This is a genomic window from Tomitella fengzijianii (genome assembly GCF_007559025.1).
In the GTDB taxonomy this organism is placed as follows: domain Bacteria; phylum Actinomycetota; class Actinomycetes; order Mycobacteriales; family Mycobacteriaceae; genus Tomitella; species Tomitella fengzijianii.
The window spans coordinates 1,435,745-1,454,248 of record NZ_CP041765.1 but is presented as its reverse complement, the minus strand read 5'-3'; the positions used below and the strand labels follow the sequence as shown (position 1 = coordinate 1,454,248).

The 18,504-nt window shown below is 72.0% G+C and carries 17 protein-coding genes and 2 pseudogenes; 12 read left to right on the top strand and 7 right to left on the bottom strand.

The window, feature by feature from the left end:
* Positions 1 to 25 precede the first annotated feature (25 nt).
* The gene (locus FO059_RS06675) at positions 26 to 703 is read left to right on the top strand and encodes a DUF2461 domain-containing protein (protein ID WP_143907401.1); all 678 of its coding nucleotides are present in this window, start codon (positions 26 to 28) and stop codon (positions 701 to 703) included.
* 118 nt (positions 704 to 821) lie between these two features.
* Positions 822 to 1,562 (top strand): hypothetical protein, encoded by a 741-nt coding sequence (locus tag FO059_RS06670; RefSeq protein WP_233266807.1) that lies wholly within the window; start codon positions 822 to 824, stop codon positions 1,560 to 1,562.
* Positions 1,563 to 1,572: 10 nt separating this feature from the next.
* Here FO059_RS06670 and FO059_RS06665 read toward each other — a convergent pair whose 3' ends face one another.
* Positions 1,573 to 2,205 carry an ATP-binding cassette domain-containing protein gene (locus FO059_RS06665; protein ID WP_143907399.1) on the bottom strand — a complete coding sequence of 211 codons (633 nt, stop codon included), beginning with the start codon at positions 2,203 to 2,205 and terminating at the stop codon, positions 1,573 to 1,575.
* Positions 2,202 to 2,879, bottom strand: a complete 678-nt coding sequence (locus FO059_RS06660) for a FadR/GntR family transcriptional regulator (protein ID WP_143907397.1) — start codon at positions 2,877 to 2,879, stop codon at positions 2,202 to 2,204. Before FO059_RS06660 ends, FO059_RS06665 begins: the two co-directional genes overlap by 4 nt.
* Before the next feature lie 107 nt (positions 2,880 to 2,986).
* Here FO059_RS06660 and FO059_RS06655 point away from each other — a divergent pair, with 107 nt between their 5' ends.
* The 3 genes from FO059_RS06655 (at position 2,987) to FO059_RS18540 (ending at position 5,148) form a co-directional block, all read left to right on the top strand.
* On the top strand, positions 2,987 to 3,781 hold the full coding sequence (locus FO059_RS06655) for a cyclase family protein (protein ID WP_233266808.1): 795 nt from the start codon (positions 2,987 to 2,989) through the stop codon (positions 3,779 to 3,781).
* 132 nt (positions 3,782 to 3,913) lie between these two features.
* The gene (locus tag FO059_RS06650; RefSeq protein ID WP_143907395.1) at positions 3,914 to 4,711 is read left to right on the top strand and encodes an AIM24 family protein; all 798 of its coding nucleotides are present in this window, start codon (positions 3,914 to 3,916) and stop codon (positions 4,709 to 4,711) included.
* The gene (locus tag FO059_RS18540; RefSeq protein WP_199257033.1) at positions 4,711 to 5,148 is read left to right on the top strand and encodes a hypothetical protein; all 438 of its coding nucleotides are present in this window, start codon (positions 4,711 to 4,713) and stop codon (positions 5,146 to 5,148) included. The genes FO059_RS06650 and FO059_RS18540 overlap by 1 nt, the downstream gene beginning before the upstream one ends.
* Positions 5,149 to 5,160: 12 nt before the next feature.
* On the opposite strand, the gene egtD is transcribed toward FO059_RS18540, so the two are convergent.
* The 4 genes and pseudogenes from egtD to FO059_RS18675 form a co-directional block, all read right to left on the bottom strand.
* Positions 5,161 to 6,135 carry an L-histidine N(alpha)-methyltransferase gene (gene egtD / locus FO059_RS06635; protein WP_143907393.1) on the bottom strand — a complete coding sequence of 325 codons (975 nt, stop codon included), beginning with the start codon at positions 6,133 to 6,135 and terminating at the stop codon, positions 5,161 to 5,163.
* A 16-nt stretch (positions 6,136 to 6,151) separates the two neighbouring features.
* Positions 6,152 to 6,991 carry a class II glutamine amidotransferase domain-containing protein gene (locus tag FO059_RS06630; RefSeq protein WP_143907390.1) on the bottom strand — a complete coding sequence of 280 codons (840 nt, stop codon included), beginning with the start codon at positions 6,989 to 6,991 and terminating at the stop codon, positions 6,152 to 6,154.
* Positions 6,991 to 8,448, bottom strand: coding sequence for an ergothioneine biosynthesis protein EgtB (egtB, locus tag FO059_RS18680; protein ID WP_233266823.1), 1,458 nt, complete (start codon positions 8,446 to 8,448; stop codon positions 6,991 to 6,993). The genes FO059_RS06630 and egtB overlap by 1 nt, the downstream gene beginning before the upstream one ends.
* Before the next feature lie 306 nt (positions 8,449 to 8,754).
* Positions 8,755 to 9,819 (bottom strand): annotated as a pseudogene (locus FO059_RS18675) (glutamate-cysteine ligase family protein); the annotation flags it as partial.
* Between the two features lie 277 nt (positions 9,820 to 10,096).
* Here FO059_RS18675 and FO059_RS06620 point away from each other — a divergent pair.
* The 7 genes and pseudogenes from FO059_RS06620 to ligD all read left to right on the top strand — a co-directional run.
* On the top strand, positions 10,097 to 11,629 hold the full coding sequence (locus FO059_RS06620) for an FAD-dependent oxidoreductase (protein WP_143907386.1): 1,533 nt from the start codon (positions 10,097 to 10,099) through the stop codon (positions 11,627 to 11,629).
* 51 nt (positions 11,630 to 11,680) lie between these two features.
* The gene (arsC, locus tag FO059_RS06615; protein ID WP_143907384.1) at positions 11,681 to 12,040 is read left to right on the top strand and encodes an arsenate reductase (glutaredoxin); all 360 of its coding nucleotides are present in this window, start codon (positions 11,681 to 11,683) and stop codon (positions 12,038 to 12,040) included.
* Entirely contained in the window at positions 12,037 to 12,981 is a 945-nt protein-coding gene (locus tag FO059_RS06610; RefSeq protein ID WP_143907382.1) for an oxidoreductase, read from the top strand. The genes arsC and FO059_RS06610 overlap by 4 nt, the downstream gene beginning before the upstream one ends.
* Positions 12,982 to 13,194: 213 nt before the next feature.
* On the top strand, positions 13,195 to 13,803 hold the full coding sequence (locus FO059_RS06605) for a 50S ribosomal protein L25/general stress protein Ctc (protein ID WP_143907380.1): 609 nt from the start codon (positions 13,195 to 13,197) through the stop codon (positions 13,801 to 13,803).
* Between the two features lie 122 nt (positions 13,804 to 13,925).
* On the top strand, positions 13,926 to 14,534 hold the full coding sequence (gene pth, locus FO059_RS06600) for an aminoacyl-tRNA hydrolase (protein WP_282451490.1): 609 nt from the start codon (positions 13,926 to 13,928) through the stop codon (positions 14,532 to 14,534).
* A gap of 180 nt (positions 14,535 to 14,714) precedes the next feature.
* Complete coding sequence (locus tag FO059_RS06595; protein ID WP_143907378.1) at positions 14,715 to 16,364, top strand: peptide chain release factor 3; 1,650 nt, start codon at positions 14,715 to 14,717, stop codon at positions 16,362 to 16,364.
* 75 nt (positions 16,365 to 16,439) lie between these two features.
* Positions 16,440 to 17,324: pseudogene (gene ligD / locus FO059_RS06590) on the top strand (non-homologous end-joining DNA ligase); the annotation flags it as partial.
* A 77-nt stretch (positions 17,325 to 17,401) separates the two neighbouring features.
* Here ligD and FO059_RS06585 read toward each other — a convergent pair.
* On the bottom strand, positions 17,402 to 18,421 hold the full coding sequence (locus FO059_RS06585; protein WP_143907373.1) for an enoyl-CoA hydratase/isomerase family protein: 1,020 nt from the start codon (positions 18,419 to 18,421) through the stop codon (positions 17,402 to 17,404).
* Positions 18,422 to 18,504 lie beyond the last annotated feature (83 nt).

The following is an 18,504-nucleotide window of genomic DNA, read 5'->3' as shown; positions in this document are numbered from 1 at the left end:
GCGCCGAAACCGGGAAGCCGCACGCATGCCACCGGACGGCACGCCCGCCCCCGCCGACGATGACGGCGAGGGCGGGGGCTTCACCGGCATCCCGTTCGCCGCGCTGGACTTCTACGAGGACCTCGAGGCCGACAACTCCCGTGCCTGGTGGCAGCCGCGCAAGGACATCTACCGCGACACCGTGCGCGCACCCATGACCGCGCTCGCCGCCGCTCTCGAGGACGAGTTCGGCGTCGCCAAGGTCTTCCGCCCGTACCGGGACGTGCGGTTCAGCAAGGACAAGACGCCCTACAAGACCCACCAGGGCGTGTTCACCGCCACCGCCCCGGGCACCGGCTACTACGTGGCGATCGACGCGGCGGGACTGTCCACCGCCGGGGGCTGCTATTCGCTGACCTCCGACCAGCTGGCCAGGCTTCGCTCCGCCATCGACGACGACGTGCGCGGCGTCGAGCTGGAGAACATCGTCGCGCGCCTCGCCGGCGCGGGTTTCACCATCGGCGGCGACCGGCTCAAGACGCACCCGCGCGGCTACCCCGCCGACCATCCGCGCATCGGATTACTACGCCACCGTTCCCTCACCGCACGGCTCGAACACGGCTGTCCCGAGTGGGTGCAGACCCCCGCCGCGCTCGACCGCGTCCGCGAATCCTGGCGCGCCGTCACCCCGCTGGTCGAGTGGCTGACGCAGGTGGTGGGCTGACCCGCAAAGCAGGACGGACGTACGACTCTTTGCAACGTCCGAAGCCCGTGTGACTTCGGCAACGCACGGGTGGTCCCGGTGTCGACAGCGATCGCGGAGTCACCTAGTGTTGCCGCTCGTGACTCTCGCTCAGGATCTCCCCACGCACTGTTCCACCGCATCCGGCTCCTCAGCACTTTCCACCCCCGCGAGGCACTGGTCCCCCGGCCTGTGCGTGTGGTGCGGCGGCGAGGATTCCATCGAGGTCTACAAGAACGAACACCGTTGCGCCACTTGCCGTCAGCACGAGTCCATAGTCGCGGAGGCCCGTGATTTCCTGGGCATGTACGGCCTGCGCCCGCTGGGCGGCTCCCTCGATTCCGAGGACGAGGAGGAGCGCGAGCACCGGGTCGCCGCGCGCGACGCACGAGCGGCGCTCAACGCCAGCCGCCTGGCCGAGCCCCCCAGCCGCGAGCAGATCCGCAAGGCCATGACGGGCACGGGCAGCAGCGCCGTCGAGCGCGTCGAGTCGATCAGCGTGGACTCCGCGGACACGGCCGCGCAGCCGCAGGCCGCGCGCAAGTCCAGGCCGAGCCGCACCCGGGCACCGCGTAAGACCGAGGCCTCCACGGGGTCGGGTCGCGCGCGGTCCGCCCGCACGGCCTCGGGACCGGCCACGGACGTCGATCTGCAGACGCTGGAATCACGCGTCACCACGTTGCTGGACAAGCTCAGCGCCATCGACACGCAGATCACCGAGAAGTCCTCTTCGGGAGGCCTCGCCGCCCGCGCCCGTATCAAGGACCTCGAGCGCCAGCGCACCACCGTCCTGCACACCCTCGCCGCCCTGGAGAAGGCGCGCCGTCTGCAGACGGGGTAGGCCCGCACGATCACGGCATCTGCACGATCCCGGCCTCGTCTCCGGCGAAGACCTCTCGCCGCCCCGCGGCCGCACTCGACGCGGTCCACCTGCCGGCGCGCCGCTCGACGGCGATGGGATAGCCGAAGGCCCCCGTGATCGTCGCCGAGGTCAGCACCTCCTCAGCCAGGCCGGACGCGAGCACTTTGCCCCCGGCGAGGACCAGCGCGTGCGTCGTGGACGGCGGAAGCTCCTCCAGATGGTGCGTGACGAGAAGCGACGACAGCAGTGGATGCGCCTGGCGGAGCCCGGAGAGCACATCGAGGAGGATCTCGCGCGCGGCGAGATCCAGGCCCGTCGTCGGCTCGTCGAGCAGAAGCAACCGCGGCCGCGTCATCAGCGCGCGGGCGATGAGCACACGGCCCCGTTCCCCCTGTGAGAGCACCGACCAGCGCGTTCCCGTGCGTGCGGTGAGCCCGAGAGTTGCCGTCAGCTCCTCGGCCAGCGCCGTGTCCGCTGCGGTCGGCGCCCATCGCTCGCCGGCATGCACCTCGACGGAGACCGCATCGACCAGCGCCCTCCCCTGGCGCACCACCGCCACGCCGTCCACGCACAGCACGGCACCGCCATGCGCGGCGCTCACGACCGCCGCCGCAGCGCTCACGACCGCCTCCGCAGTGCGTCGGCCAGTCCCAGCAGTTGCCCGCGGGTCAGCGCCTCCGCGCGATCGGCACGGCGCGCGAGGATCGCCTCGACTATCGCGGTGTGCTCGTGCGCATCGTTCTCGGTGACGTCCATGATCTCCAGCATGTCCCCCATCGACGCCTCCAGCCGCGGCCGGAGACTGTCGAACAAGGCCAGCAGCAGTTCGTTGCGTGCCGCGGCGACCACTGCGCGGTGGAAGGCGATGTCCGCCCGCGCGAGCTCCGCGGGGTCGCCCTGGTCGGCCATCGTGTTGCGTTCGGCGAGGGCACGCCGGATCGTCTCCGCGTCGGATCCGTCGTGCTCCGCCGCGGCCAGCGCGGCTGCACGCGACTCGATGGCGATCCGCACCTGCACCACCTCCGCGATCGCGCCGAGCCGGGCGAGACGGTCCCACCCGTCCGTGGGCGTGGCCGACGTGACGAACACACCGATCCCCTGCCGACTGGTCAACACCCCACGTGCTGCGAGCTGGCGGATGGCCTCGCGGATCGTCGAGCGACTCACCGCGAGCTCACCCGCGAGCGCGACCTCGCCCGGCAACTGCTCTCCGACCTCCCAACGGCCCTTGCCAATTGCGTCGAGCAACGCGTCGGCCGCCTGCTGCGACAGGGGGACTCGCGTCAGAGCGTCCATGCACCATTCCTTCGTCCTCAGGGCGTCCACCACGACGGAACAGAACACTATCACTTGTCAGACAGGTACGTGACTGTGCGTGCTCGCCGGAGCTGATCCTGGCCGGCGTGCAGACTGTGCCCATGCACCACCACACCCCCACCGCCGCGCACGCCGCACGCCCCCGCCGGATCGTCGACCTCACCCACACGTTGGACGAGGACTTCCCGCTGTGGCCCGGCGATCCGCTCTTCCGGATGCGCCGCATCCGCGAAGCCCCGGAGTTCCTCGTGCACGAGCTCTGCTTCGGCGAGCACACCGGCACCCACGTCGACGCGCCGCTGCACTGCGTGCCCGGCGGGGACGCAGTCGACCGGATCCGGGTCGACGACCTCCTCGCCCCGCTCGTGCTCGTCGACATCGCCGACCGCACCGCGTCCGACCCCGACGCCCTCGCCACGCCCGCGGACCTCGCCGCCTGGGAATCGCTGCACGGCCGCATCCCCGACGGCGCGCTCGTCGCACTCATCACCAGGCCCGCCCGTGGCCGTCCCGACGGGAAAGTGAACCCGGAGGCGCCCGCGCAACCGCACGACGATGCCGAAGTGCACGCGCTGACCCGATCCCTGACACCCGACGCGGCCGGCATCGCGCACTGGCCGGGTTTCTCGCGCGAGGCCGCCGAGTTCCTGGTGCAGCGGCGCGCCGTCGTCGCCATCGGCACCGACGCGCCGAGCATCGACTGTGGGGCCTCCACCGCCTTCCCCGCCCACCACGCCGTCCTCGGCGCCGGGCGCTACGCCGTCGAGATGCTCGCCGCCCTCCGCGCACTGCCGCCCGCGGGCGCCACAGCGGTGGTGGCGCCGCTCAAGCACCGCGGCGGCTCCGGCGGGCCCGCGCGGGTTCTCGCGCTGCTCGATTGACCCGCGCCGCACTGCGTCCGATCACGAGGGAAACCGGCCGGAACGATAGCCGCCTACCCGCGCCGCGCCCTATACTTCACGGGCACGAATTACAGAGTGCGACGCAGGGCGCACATCGATCGAGGAGCACCCATGACAGTCACCCACAAGCTCATCGGCGGCTCCATGCAGATGGTCGCCTGCCAACTGGCACAGGGTCAATCGGTCTTCTGCGAACCCGGAAAGTTCTTGTGGAAGACCGCGAACGTGGACGTCCGCACCACCATCGGTGCGCCGTCCGGCCCCCAGGGCGGCGGGCAGACCACGGCGTCGTCGCTGCTGGGACTCGCCAAGAACGTCGGCAAGCGGATGATCGCCGGCGAGTCGCTCGCGGTGCAGGTGTACTCCGCGCAGCAGGACTCCGGACTGGTCGCGTTCGCGGGCGTTCTGCCCGGCCAGGTCCGCGCGCTCGAACTCGACGGGTCCACGCAGTGGTTGGCGCAGAAGGACGCCTTCGTCGCCGCCGAGTCCACGATCGACTTCGACATCGCCTTCTCCGGCGGCAAGACCGGCCGATGGGGCGGCGAGGGCTTCATCCTGGAGAAGCTCGGCGGCACCGGCACCGCGTTCATCGCCGGAGCCGGCGACTTCGTGGACCTCAACCCCGCCGACTACGGCGGAAAGATCCAGGTGGACACCGGCTGCATCGTCGCATTCGAGAGCTCCGTCAGGTACGGGGTGGAGCGCGTGGGCGGCCTGGACATGAAGGGCGTGATGAACATGGCGCTCGGCGGCGAGGGCGTGCACCTGGCCACGCTGGAGGGCGACGGTCGGGTGATCATCCAATCGATGACGACGGCCGGCATCGCGCAGGCGCTGATGAAGAACGTGGGGCCGGACGAGGACCGCAAGGGATTCACCGGCGGGCTGTTCTCTGGAAGTATGGACTGATGGGGTTCATGGACAAAGCCAAAGAGGCGGCCGAGCGCGCGGCGGCCGCGGCACAGCAGGGCCTGGATCAAGGCCAGCAGAAGCTCGACGAATACCAGCAGCAGCGCGAGGCGGGCGATCTGTACCGCGCGCTGGGCGAGGCCTTCTACGCCGAACAGCGCACCGGCGGCCCGCGCCAGGACGTGGTGGACGCGCTCGCGCGGCTCGACCAGTGGCACGCCCAATCCGGCCAGGGCGCGGACGCCCCGCCGTCGGCCGCGACAGCCGACACGCCTCCTCCTCCGCCGCCTCCGCCCGGCCCCGGAGGTCCTCCTCCGCCGCCTCCGCACACCGGACCGCCGCCCGGAGCGCCGGAGCCGCCCGCCCCGCCGGCACCGCCGAAGGGAGAGGAGCCGCGGCGCGAGCCGCCGGGAGGGTTCACCCTGGACGGGCTCTGACCGCCCCTGCGGTCAACCCCGGCGGCGGGCCAGCACCAGCGCGAACCGCGACGCTTCGTCCGTCCAGGTGTGCGCCGGGTCGAAGCCCGCCGCGGTGAGCTCGCCGCCGAACCCGTCGAGCATGAACTTGGCGGAGACCTCGGTGCGCAGCTCCTCCCCCGCCGCGAAGTCGACCACCGTCCCCACCGCGGGAATGCGCACCTGCATCTCACGGCGGGCGCGCAGCCGCATCTCGATCCAACTGTGCGCCGCATCCCACAGGGCGACGTGCTCGAACATGCGCGGGTCGAAGTCCGCGCCCAGCCGCCGGTTGAGCACGTGCAGCACGTTGCGGTTGAACTCCGCCGTGACCCCTTCCTCGTCGTCGTACGCGGCGATCATCACCGCGGGGTCGGTGACCAGGCCGATCCCTACGAGCAGGCACTCCCCGGGGTCCAGCGCCTCCGCCACCCCGTGCAGGAATGCGGCCCTGGCGTCGGGTTCGAGGTTTCCGATGGTGCCGCCGAGGAACGCGACCAGCCGATGCCCGGCCCGCGGCAGCGTCGCCGTCGTATCGGTGAAATCGCCGACCACCCCGCGTACCGGCAGGTCGGGGAACTCGATCGCCAACGCGTCCGCGGCGAACCGGATCGACGACTCCGAGACATCCTGCGGCACATACATCTCGAGGCCCTCGTGCTCGGCGAAGGCGGTGAGCAGCAGCCGCGTCTTCTCCGAGGACCCCGAGCCGAGCTCGACCAGCGTGGTGGCCTTGCTCGCCGCGGCGATCTCCGGCGCGGCACGCGTGAGCAGCGCGCGCTCGGTACGCGTCGGGTAATACTCGGGGAGCCGCGTGATCGCGTCGAAGAGCTCACCGCCCCGCTGGTCGTAGAACCATTTGGGAGGCAGGCTCTTCGGCACCGCGGCCAGGCCGGCCACGACGTCGGCCCGCAGCTGCGCCTCCAGGTCCGCCTCGGTCAGATGCACGTCCACCAGGGTCGTCGTCATCGGTTGCGGGCTCCCTTCATCGGGTGTTCGCTGCAATGGGGATCGGTTCCGACTGGACGCGTCCGACCCGCGCATCGACGAGGACGCCGTCGTCCACTTCCGCCCACCCCACGTCGGTGATCGGTTCAGAGGCGATCCACAGCTCGTCCGGCGCGTCGAGGACCCACAGGGAGTGGCGCCACGCGGTGGCGACGACGCGCCCGCCGTCGGTGGCGAGCAGGTTCAGCCGCGAGCCGGGCGCACGCTCCTCGACATCCCGCACGAGCGACGCCGCCGCGTCGGCCGCGTCCATCCCCGCCGTGATGCGCGCGCGGAACAGCTGCCACAGGAACACCGAATCGGTGGCCGCCTCCCCCCGCATCACCTCGGCAGCCGGGATCGCGTCCGCCAGCCCCGCCACGGTGTCCGGCCAGCCGCGGATCACCCCGTTGTGGCTGAACGCCCACCGCCCGTCGGTGAACGGCGCGCACGCCTGCGCCGACACCGCCATGCCGGGCGTCGCGGACCGCACGGCCGCGAGGATCGCCGTCGCGCGGATCTGCTCGAGCGTTCCGCGTACCGCCGGGGTGCCGTCGCCTGCGGCGCCCCCGCCCCCCGCTTCAACACCGTCCCCGTCGCCCGCCACTGCGCGGCCCAGCGCCGGGTCGGACCAGATCGGGAGCGTGGTGCGGTGCTGCCCCACGCCCGGCACGCCGCCGGCGGCCCACCAGCAGGCGCCGAAGCCGTCGGCGTTGATGGTGCCGCCGCCCCGCATCTGCTCCGGCGCCCAGGCCTGCCGGGCCAGCGAATGACCGCCCTGCGTCACCGCCGAGGCCACCGTGCGCTCAGGCCCCAGGCAGACCAGGTGACGACACATCAGGCATCGCCGCTCTCGTCGGCGCCGGAGGACGAAGAGCCGGCGGCGTCGGCGCAGTCCCGCGCGAGCCGGATGCCCGCGAAGATCTGCCGCCGTACGGGGTGGTCCCAGTTGCGGAACGTGCCACGGCACGCCACCGCGTCGGTGCCGAACGAACCGCCGCGCAGCACCCGGTAGTCGCCGCCGAAGAACACCTCCGAGTACTCGCGGTACGGGAACGCCCGGAAACCCGGATAGGCCTCGAAACCGGAGGAGGTCCATTCCCACACGTCGCCGATCAGCTGGTGGATGCCGGACGCGGTGGCCCCGTCGGGATACGCCCACACCCCGGCGGGCGACAGATGCCGCTGCCCCAGGTTCGCGTGTCGCTCGGCCGGCGCTTCGTCGCCCCAGGGGTAGGCGCGCGAATGCCCGGCGGACGGGTGGTGGCGCGCGGCCTTCTCCCACTCGGCCTCCGTGGGCAGCCGCTTACCCGCCCACGCCGCGAACGCCTCCGCCTCGAAGTAGCTCACGTGCACCACCGGCTCGTCCGGCTCCAGATCCTCCGTCGCCCCGAACCGGCGGCGCACCCAGTGGCCGTCGCCCGCCCGGCTCCAGAACTGCGGGGCCTCCAGAACCTCCTGCAGGCGGTGGCGCCATCCACGCTCGGACCACAGTTCCCGACGCCGGTATCCGCCGTCGGCGATGAAGCGCGCGTACCGGCGGTTGGTCACGGGCACGGCCTCGATCGCGAACGCGGCGACCTCCACCCGATGCGCGGGGCGTTCGTTGTCCAGCGCCCACGACTCGGGTCCGGGGGCCCCGTCGGTGCCCATCGTGAACGCACCGCCGGGCACCACGACCTCGGGCGCCGCGCGATCGGAACGGACGGCGCCGGGCGCCCCGGCGTCCCCTCCCAGGGGCCGGCGGGCGCGCGGGGCGGCCGGCGCGTGCAGCAGACGCGGGCCTGTGCGCAGCTGGTGCGTCGCCAGCATGGTCTCGTCGTGTTGCTGCTCGTGCTGGGCGACCATGCCGAACACGAAGCCGCCCGCGGTGAGGGGGTCGCCGTCGAACCCGCAGCGCTCGAGCACCGCCATCGCGTGCGCCCGGACGGACGCGGTGTAGCCCCGTGCGGCCTCGGGCCCCAGGATCGGGAGCGCCGGGCGCGTGGCGCGCGGATGCCGGAAGGCGTCGTAAAGATCATCGAGGCCGTGCGCGCCGTCGTGGGCAGGGGCGTCCCCGCTGTCGTGCGATCGCCACGGCTCGTCCTGCGGGCCAGTGACGGGCGGCGTCGCGGCACGTCCGCCCGCGGCGCGCACCAGCCACAGGTCCTCCTGGTTTCCGATATGCGCCAGGTCCCACACGAGCGGCGACATGAGCTCCGAATGCTGGGCGGTCAGTTGATCATCCGGCACGTCCGTCAGCACGCGGGTCCGCCGCCGTGCCCGTTCGAGCGCGCTGCGGCACGCCGCACGCACGTCGTCCCGATCATCCTGCGGCGACGAGCTCCGTGCGGCCCCGACCGCGCTCCCCCCGGCGCGTGCGATGCGTCGGGCCACCGACTCGATCGCCTGCGTCGCGCCGCCGGGTGCGGCCTCCGCAGCCAGTCCCAGCAATGCCTGCGCCGACCCGCGCAGCTCTTCGTCGGCAAGCCCACGCTGCGCCGCCCGCCGCCATTCCCCGCGCGTCGATTCCGCGATCGCCGCCGCCCGCCGCGCCGTCTCCGGCGTGCGGACCAGGGCGTCGACCACCGCGATCGGCGCCGGCCACGCCTCCTCGTGCAACGCCTGACCGTGGTCCCCCGCCGGTGCCGGTTGGGCGTCGATGTAGCGCACCTCCAGGTGCCCGCACGGGCGTACCGGGGGAAACAGGGTGGTCAGGTGGTAGTCGAGGTCTGCGGCCGTGGGAGCGCGGTCCGGCGCGGCGGCGTCCCCGGCGATCCACTGCGCGAAGGTCACGTCGCCGGGTACGGACCAATCACCGTCCTCGCGCTGGACGCACAGCAGCGGCGCGGACAGGGCCCATCGCGTGTAGGCGGCGACGGGGTCCGCGGACGCTCCGGGGGCCGCCGCGTCGAGCCCCGTACGCCCCGGGTCGAGGGTCAGCCAGGTCCGCATGCGTTCCGACGCCCACCGGCCCGCCCGCGTCATGCCGCCGTGCCCGTCCCCGCCGACCACTGCGTCCCCGGCATCGGCGAACGCCGCCACCAGCGCGGGCCCCACCGCGTTGAGCGCCCGCCAGCGCAGGGCCAGATCCTCCGGGTCGGCTCCGCAATCGACGCTCACGTGGATCGCCGCGGTGTTGCACATCATCGCCGCCCCGAGCGGGCCGTTCCGATCGAAACGCTCCTGCATGGCCGCGTAACGCGCCACGGTCAGGATGCGGGACGGCGCCCGCACCCCGTCTACCGCGCCCGGGATCATTTCGATGCCGCGGGCGCCCAGCAGCGCGCGCAGCGCCGCGGCATCCGCGGTGAGCGCCGCGCAGAGCGTGTCGACGTCCCGAAGCGGCGCGCTGGAGATCTCCACCTGCCCGCCCGGCTCGATCGAGACGGAGCCCCCGGCGGGCAGCGCCGCGTGCGGCGATCCCGGGGCGACGCTGCCGGGCGCGTGCGCACCCAACGCCCCGGCGAGGTGCGCGGCCGTAGGTCTGCCGCCGGAACGCGTCCGGGTGAGCCACTCCAGTTCCGCGCCGACCAGCCGCGGGGGGCGCAGACCGAAGCATCGCCCTGCCACGCGCTCCCGGGCGGATTCCTCCGTGACAGGCGGCCACCCGTCGTCGCCGTGGACCCGGGCGTCGTCCGTGGCCGGCCCGGCAGGCAGGGCGGACGCGGCCGGACGGACCGTCATGGCCGACCCGCCGGGATCGATCGTTCCGTTGGGCTGCACTGTTCTGGGCTGCGCTGTTCTGGGCTGGGACATTTCAGGTGGGAGCCTCGATTCACGCGAACGCGGGTCCTCACCGACATTAACCTCCCGCGGCGCCGGACGTAACGATCTGCGCATCATCGGCAGGGCTTACCCCGATCACGCCCCGGGCACTCCCCTGCCCTCCGACGGACCGTTCGATCTCAGTACGCGGGAGGACCCGGCGGCACCCGCACGACGGCTCGTATATACCCGTGGCATGCCTGCACCCGCATCGAATCCCCGTCCCGGCACCGGCCATCCCTCCGCCGATTCAGTACGCCCGCTGCGCATCGGCTCGCCCACCGGCGCCGACGCCCCCGAATGGGATATCGAAGCCGACGTCGTGGTGGTGGGCTACGGCATCGCGGGCGCCTGCGCGGCGATCGAGGCCGCCAGGGCCGGCGCGGAGGTCGTGATCCTCGAACGCGCGGGCGGATGGGGCGGCGCCGCAGCCCTGGCCGGCGGATTCATCTACATGGGCGGCGGCACGGGGCTGCAGCGGGAGCTGGGTTTCGACGACGACGTCGAGAACATGCGGGCCTTCCTCACGGCCGCGATGGGCCCGGGTGCCGACCGGGCCAAGATCGACGCCTACTGCGAGGGCAGCGTCGCCCACTACGACTGGCTGGTGGACGCGGGGGTGCGGTTCAAGTCCGCCTTCTACGGGGAGCCCGGCTGGGAGCCCCCGGCCGACGACGGCCTCATGTACACGGGCGGGGAGAACGCCGCGCCGTTCAACGCCGTCGCCGAACCGGCTCCGCGCGGTCACGTGCCGCAGATGTCCGCGAAGAAGGCCGGTGAGCAGAGCGCGGGACTGATGCTGATGACCCCGCTTTCCGAGCGGATCACCGAGCTGGGGGTGCGCAGCGAGTACGACGTGACGACGCGCCGCCTCGTGGTCTCCGCCGGCGACGATGGCGACAGGGTCGTCGGGGTGCTCGGCACGCGCTTCGGCCGGGAACTGTCGGTGCGGGCCCGCCGCGGCGTGGTGCTGGCCGCGGGCAGCTTCACCTACAACGATGCGATGATGCGCGCGCACGTCCCGCTGCTCGCCGGCCGCCCCGGCTCGGCGGTGGAGCAGCACGACGGCCGCGCCATCCGGATGGGCCAGGCCGTCGGCGCCGACCTGACGCACATGGACGCCGCCGAGGTGGCGATCCACTGCGACCCGCAGATGATGGTGCGCGGGATCCTCGTCAACGGCCGCGGACAGCGGTTCGTCACCGAGGACACCTATCCGGGCCGCATCGGGCAGGAGATGGCGCTGCACCAGGGCAACCAGGCCTACCTGATCCTCGACGAGCGCGCCTACGAAGAGGCCGGCACCACCGTCAGCGCCACGCCGTTCCTGCGGTTCCGCCCGAAGTGGGTGGGCGAGACGGTCGCCGAAGTCGAGGCGGAAATGGGACTGCCCGGCGGCGCGCTGCAGGCGACGGTGGAACTTTACAACCGGCATGCGGCGCGCGGTGAGGACCCGATGTTCGGGAAGAACGCCCAGTGGCTGCGCCCCATCGAGGGCAACATCGCCGTCATCGACCTGCGCGGGCGCACCGGGGGCTTCGCCCTGGGCGGCCTGCGCACCGACCCCGACTCCCGGGTGCTGCACGTGGACGGCGACCCAGTACCCGGGCTCTTCGCCGCGGGACGCTGCACGTCCGGGATCGCGGCCTGGGGCTACGCCAGCGGCGCATCCCTGGGCGACGGCAGCTACTTCGGCCGCCGGGCCGGTATCAGCGCCGCCGCCAGCTAGGGTCGTCCTGACGGCACCCGCAGCCATCCCGCACGCCTCCCAGGAGATTCCATGTCCGACGCGACATCCGCGACGATCTATCACAACCCTCGCTGCAGCACCTCCCGGAAGACCCTCCAGCTGCTGCGGGACCACGGCGTCGAACCGGCCATCGTCAAGTATCTGGACACGCCGCCCACCCGCGGCGAGCTGGCCCGGCTGATCGAGCGGGCGGGCCTCACCCCGCGTCAGGCGATTCGCAGCAAGGAGGCCGTCTACAAGGAACTGGGGCTGGCGGACGCCGACGACGAGGCGCTGCTCGACGCGATGGCCGCCCACCCGATCCTCATCGAGCGCCCCCTCGTGGTGACGGATCTGGGCGTCCGGCTGGCCCGCCCCATCGAGAACGTCGAAGAGATCCTGCCGCGGTGAGTCGGAGCCGTCCCCGCCCCCGGCGGGGCGCCGGGTGGTCCGCATGCGACATCCCCCGGCTGACCGGCAGGACGTTCGTCGTCACCGGCGCCACCAGCGGAATCGGCCTCGAGACCGCGGCGGCGCTGTACGCGGCGGGCGCGGACGTCACGCTTGCCGTGCGCAACGAGGTGAAGGGCCGCGCCGTCGCCGACGCCCTCGGTGCGCGCCCGCGCACCGCGCCCTGGGAGGAGGCCGGCACGCTCGCCGTCCGGGTCCTCGACCTCGCCGACCTCGCCTCCGTGCACCGGTTCGTGCGGGACTGGGACGGCCCGATCGACGTGCTGATCAACAACGCCGGCGTGATGACGCCGCCGCTGCAGCGCACCGCCGACGGGTTCGAGATGCAGATGGGAACCAACCACCTGGGCCACTTCGCCCTGACGAACCTGCTCCTGCCGCACGTGCGCGACAGGGTGGTGACGGTGGCGTCTCTGGCGGAGAGGGCGGGCCGGATCGATCTGGACGACCTCAACTACCAGCGGCGCCCCTATTCACGGGCGCGGGCCTACGGCCAGGCCAAACTCGCGAACCTGCTGTGCGCCGCGCAGCTGCAGTGCAAACTCGCCGGGGCGGGTTCGACTGTGCGTTCCGTCGCAGCGCACCCGGGGGCCTCGTCGACCGGACTCGGAAACCAGCTCACGATCCCCGGGGCCACCGAGTTGTTCCGCTTCGGCAGCAGGTTCGTGGGCCAGGGCGCAGCCGGCGGCGCATTGCCCACCCTCTTCACCGCGGTCGAAGACCTCCCCGGCGACACGTACGTCGGCCCGCGGGGACTCTTCCAGCTGCGCGGCGCGCCCACCGCCGTCGGCCGCTCAGCGCGCGCCCGCGACGCCGCCACTGCGGTCCGCCTGTGGGCGTTGTCCGAGGAGTTGACGGGCACCGCGTTTCCGCTGCGGTGAGGGCGAGACGGCCCGCGCACGCACTGCGGTGTCCCGCCGGGTAGTCTGAACGGCGTTGTCTCGGCGAGGGTGGCTCGCGGCCGATAACCGGCCCGGGCGGACCGTTATCGACGCGGCCTGCGGTGTCACCAGCAGTTCGGGTGCACGGCTGCGGCGCTCGATACGGCCCCGCAACCGAGGCCCCACTACCGCGACTCTACAGAGGAGACACCCATGGCCGACAAACTTCGCGTCGCCGCCACCCCCCGCACCGAGTTCGGCAAGGGAGCCGCCCGCCGCGCCCGCCGCGACGGTCAGGTCCCGGCCGTCGTCTACGGCCACGGCGCCGATCCGATCCACCTGAACATCCCCTCGCTGGAGTTCGCCGCGATCATCCGCAACCACGGCACCAACGCCATCCTCACGCTGGACATCGATGGCAAGGAGCACATGGCCCTGACCAAGGAGGTCCGGATCCACCCTGTGCGCAACTACATCGAGCACGCGGACCTGCTCACCGTCAAGCGCGGCGAGAAGGTCGTGGTCGAGGTTCCGCTGGTCGTCACCGGCGAGGCCGCTCCCGGCACCATCGTCTTCCACGACGTCACGACGCTGCGGCTGCAGGCCGACGCGCTCTCCATCCCCGAGGAGATCGTGGTCTCCATCGAGGGCGCCGAGGTGGGCACCCAGATCCTGGCCGGCGAGGTGCAGATTCCCGCCGGCACCGAGCTCGAGGACGATCCGGAGCTGCTGCTGGTGAACGTCGCCGAGCAGCGTTCCGCACCCGATGAGGACGAAGAGGCCGCCGAGGGCGAGGCCGAAGCGGCCGACGCCGCGGAGTGATCCTCCCCTGCACGTGAGTCCGCACCGCCGGCTGCGCTCCCTCGGACGGAGGGCAGCCGGCGGTGCGGCATCAGGATGCGGTCCCGGGCGGCGGGGATGCGATGATGCTCCCCGTGAACACGCTGGGAACCGACACTTCCGACGAGGACGGCTCCGATACCCGTCCGCTGGTGATCGCGGGGCTCGGCAACCCGGGTCCGGAGTATGAGCGCACGCGGCACAACATCGGGTTCCTGGTCGCGGACGTGCTCGCCGAGCGCATGTCCGCGCGGTTCACCGTGCACAAGCGCAGCGGCGCGCATATCGCGCAAGGCCGCCTGGCACAGCGTCCCGTGACCGTGGTCAAGCCCCGCGCCTTCATGAACGTCTCCGGTCGGCAAGTGGCGGCCGCGGCGAAGTTCTTCTCCGTCCCCGCCGACCGGCTCATCGTGGTGCACGACGAGCTGGACCTGGACTTCGGCACGATCCGCGCGAAAGCCGGCGGCGGCGAAGGCGGCCACAACGGGCTGCGTTCGGTGACCTCGTCGGTGGGTACCCGCGACTACATCCGCGTACGGGTGGGCATCGGCCGCCCGCCCGGCAGGATGGACCCGGCGTCCTACGTGCTCAAGCCGTTCTCCGCCGCCGAGCGCAAGGATCTGGGCGTCTTCTGCGAGGAGGCGGCGGACGCCGCGGAGCTCGTGGCCGAACGCGGGCTCGGGTTCGCGCAGAACCGCCTGCACGGGGCATGACCCGCCTCGCCGTCCGGGCCGGGTAAACTCGATCTTCGACTGCGCGGCGGAGTGCGGTACCCCATGGCGGGATTCCGCTGACGGACCCCGCTGAGGGCCCCGCCGCGCGCCCCCACCGCACACGGCGTACAGCACCTCACCGCCTGTGCCGGAACACCCGCAATCCCGGAAGGATCCCCGGTGACCACCGAGCACGCGTCGGCCCTCAACACCGATCCCGCGACGGCGGCGAGCGGGGCGCAATCCCCCGGCCGGGACACCGCGGGCGTCGAGGCGCGGCGCCGGCGCACCTTCGCGGTGATCTCGCACCCGGACGCCGGCAAATCGACGCTCACCGAGGCCCTGGCGCTGCACGCGCGGGTGATCTCCGAGGCCGGCGCGGTGCACGGCAAGGCGGGCCGCAAGTCCACGGTGTCGGACTGGATGGAAATGGAGAAGGCCCGCGGCATCTCGGTCAGCTCCACCGCGCTGCAGTTCAACTATGACGACTGCGTGATCAACCTGGTCGACACACCCGGGCACTCCGACTTCTCCGAGGACACCTACCGGGTCCTCACCGCGGTGGACGCCGCGGTGATGCTCATCGACGCGGGCAAGGGCCTCGAGCCGCAGACGCTCAAGCTTTTCCAGGTGTGCAGGCATCGCGGCATTCCGGTGGTCACCGTCATCAACAAGTGGGATCGCCCCGGCCGGTCGCCGCTGGAGCTGCTCGACGAGATCGAGGAGCGCATCGGCCTGATTCCCACGCCCCTGTACTGGCCGGTGGGCATCGCCGGGGACTTCCGCGGGCTGCTGGACCGCAGCGACGGCGGCTTCGTGCGCTTCACACGCACCTCCGGCGGCGCCACGGTGGCCCCCGAGGAGCACTTGGACGCCGACGCCGCCGCGGCCCGCGAGGGCGACGTCTGGGAGTCGGCTGTGGAGGAGAGCGAGCTGCTCTCGGAGACCGGAGCCGACCACGACCAGGAGATGTACCTCGCGGGGCAGACCTCGCCGGTGATCTTCGCGTCGGCCATGCTCAACTTTGGCGTGCGGCAGATCCTCGAAACGCTGGTCACCTACGCGCCGCCGCCGCACGCCCGCGACGGCGTCGACGGGACGCCCCGCCACGTGACCGATCCGTTCAGCGCCGTGGTGTTCAAGGTGCAGGCGGGCATGGACACCGCGCACCGTGACCGGCTCGCGTTCATGCGGGTGGTCTCCGGGACGTTCGAGCGCGGCATGGTGGTCACGCACGCGCAGACCGGCCGCCCGTTCGCCACCAAGTACGCGCTGACGGTGTTCGGCCGCGACCGCAACACCGTCGACGACGCCTACCCCGGAGACATCGTGGGGCTCGTCAACGCCAATGCCCTGGCCCCCGGACACACCCTCTACAGCGACCCGCGCATCGAGTTCGCACCCATCCCGTCGTTCGCGCCGGAGCACTTCGCGATGATCAGCGCCCGCAGCGCCGGCAAGTACAAGCAGTTCCGCAAGGCCATCGACCAGCTCGATACCGAGGGCGTGGTGCAGGTGCTGCGCAACAACGCCCGCGGCGACGCGTCACCGGTGATGGCAGCTGTGGGGCCCATGCAGTTCGAGGTGGTCACCGCACGGATGCAGTCCGAGTTCGGCGTGGAGACCGTCGTGAACAACCTCGGCTACACAGTGGCGCGCGAGACCGACAAGGCGTCCGCGCCCGGGCTGGACCGCCAACGCGGCGTCGAGGTGTTCACCCGCTCCGACGGCGTCGTCCTGGCGCTGTTCAGCGACAAGTGGCGGCTGCAGTACATCGAGAAGGAGAACCCGGACCTCACGCTGCGGCCTCTTGTTGCGGCGAGTGACTGACACACAGCGGACGGCGACTGCAACGCCGCCGGCGATCGTCAGGTTTGCCGGCGCCGATCCCGGTTATCCTCAGGCATGGTCACCGTAGGCGACCGCGAGGTGAGGATCACCCATCCGGACCGCGTGCTCTATCCGGCGCGCGGTCGTTCCGGCGCGGTGACGAAAGCGGACGTCATCGACTATTACCGCGGCATCGCACAGGTACTGCTCCCCCACGCACAACTACGCCCCGTCACCCGCAAACGCTGGCCGCGCGGCGTCGGCGAGGAGTCGTTCTTCGAAAAGCAGCTGCCGTCCTCCGCGCCCGCGTGGATCGACCGCTGCACTCTGGTCCACCGCACCCACCGGACCACCTATCCGCTCGCCGATTCCGAGGCGGCCCTGGCGTGGTTCGGCCAGCAGGCGGCGCTGGAGCTGCACGCCCCGCAGTGGCGACACGACCGCCCCGACCCCGGTTCGGACGCGCCTGACACCCCCGGCGCGTTCCTCGCCGACCGCCTGGTGTTCGACCTCGACCCCGGAGAACAGACCGGACTCGCCGACTGTGCGCGGGTGGCGACGGCGATACGCGACCTGACCGAATCGAACGGACTCACCTGCCACCCCGTCACGTCCGGCAGCAAAGGCATTCACCTGTACGTGGCGCTGGACCGCCCGGTGGTCTCGAATGACGCGGTGGACGCGGCCCGCCAGGTCGCCGACGAGATCGCCGGACGCCATCCGTGCACCGTCACCACGACGATGCGGAAGTCGGAGCGCCACGGCAAGGTGTTCATCGACTGGAGCCAGAACAACGGAGCCAAGACCACCGTCGCGCCGTATTCGCTGCGCGGGCGGGACCGCCCCACGGTCGCCGCGCCGCGCACGTGGGACGAGATCGAGGATCCCGCGCTGCGCCAGCTCACCTTCGACGAGGTGCTGCGCCGCGTCGACGAGCAGGGTGACCTGCTGGCCGGGCTCGTCCGCGGGCCGGCCCGGCCCTCGAAGTGAGCCGCCCCCGGACCGTGAACGGCCGCGAGCAGGTGAGGAGAGGCCGGTCAGATCGGCGAGTCGAAGACGTCGCGCACGGCGTCCGCGGAGACTTCCGCGATCGTCGCCGGGGTCCAGGACGGGTTCCGGTCCTTGTCCACGAGCACCGCGCGCACACCTTCGGCGAAGTCCGGGCAGGCGGTCATCTTCACCGCGGCGCGCAGCTCGCGGCCGAGGCATTCCGCCAGCGTCGCGGACTCGCCGCCGCGGCGCAGCAGCTCGGTGCTCACCGACATCGACCACGGCGACGCCGAGGCGAGCGCCTCGCGCGCCGCGACCCGCCACGGCTCATCCCCCTGGGCCACCCGCTCGACGATCGCAGGCAGGTCGTATCCGGCGAAGGCCTCGTCGATCTCCGGGCGCACCGCGGCGATAGTCGACTCCGGGGCCTGCGTGGCGTCGAGCGCCCCCAGCGCGGCGTCCAGCCCGTCGCCGACGACGGACTTCGCGAACGCGTCGAGCCCCGAGGAGTGGACGAAATGCGTTGCGAGGCCGAGTTCCAGGGCGTCGCCCGCGTTCAGGCGGGCCCCGGTGAGCCCCGCGTACAGGCCTGCGCCCCCGGGGATGCGGGGCAGGAACCAGCTGGCGCCCACGTCCGGGATGAAGCCGATGGCGGTCTCCGGCATCGCGAACATCGCGCGCTCGGTGACCACGCGCACCGCACCGTGCACGGAGATGCCGAGCCCGCCGCCCATGTTGACGCCGTCGATCACCGACACGTACGGCTTGGGGTAGTCGGCGATGAGCTGGTTGAGCCGGTACTCCTCCGAGAAGAACCCGTAGACCTCGCCGTTCTTGTCGGCCAGGACCGACTCGCGCACCGAGCGGATGTCGCCGCCCGCGCAGAACGCCTTGTCCGAGGCGCTGCGCACGAGCACGGTCTGCACCGCGTCGTCGTCCTTCCACCCCACCAGCACCGCATAAAGCTCGCGGATCATGGGAGTGTCCAAGGCGTTCAGCGCCGACGGCCTGTTGAGGACGATCCGTCCGACCGTGCCGTCGATGGCGGTCTCCACATATGAACTCAACGCAGCTCCCCTCAGAAGGTCGTATTCCGCACCCTAAGCCCGGGCGATGTGAGCGGAACACGAGGCACCGATGCGAGTGATGC

Bases quoted from the DNA above. Each gene is read 5' to 3' on its own strand.
- FO059_RS06620 (WP_143907386.1), top strand. From the start codon at position 10,097: ATGCCTGCACCCGCATCGAATCCCCGTCCCGGCACCGGCCATCCCTCC.
- FO059_RS06605 (WP_143907380.1), top strand. From the start codon at position 13,195: ATGGCCGACAAACTTCGCGTCGCCGCCACCCCCCGCACCGAGTTCGGC.
- FO059_RS06650 (WP_143907395.1), top strand. From the start codon at position 3,914: ATGACAGTCACCCACAAGCTCATCGGCGGCTCCATGCAGATGGTCGCC.
- FO059_RS06630 (WP_143907390.1), bottom strand. From the start codon at position 6,991: ATGTGTCGTCACCTGGTCTGCCTGGGGCCTGAGCGCACGGTGGCCTCG.
- egtD (WP_143907393.1), bottom strand. From the start codon at position 6,135: ATGACGACGACCCTGGTGGACGTGCATCTGACCGAGGCGGACCTGGAG.
- FO059_RS06660 (WP_143907397.1), bottom strand. From the start codon at position 2,879: ATGGACGCTCTGACGCGAGTCCCCCTGTCGCAGCAGGCGGCCGACGCG.
- FO059_RS18540 (WP_199257033.1), top strand. From the start codon at position 4,711: ATGGGGTTCATGGACAAAGCCAAAGAGGCGGCCGAGCGCGCGGCGGCC.
- FO059_RS06675 (WP_143907401.1), top strand. From the start codon at position 26: ATGCCACCGGACGGCACGCCCGCCCCCGCCGACGATGACGGCGAGGGC.
- arsC (WP_143907384.1), top strand. From the start codon at position 11,681: ATGTCCGACGCGACATCCGCGACGATCTATCACAACCCTCGCTGCAGC.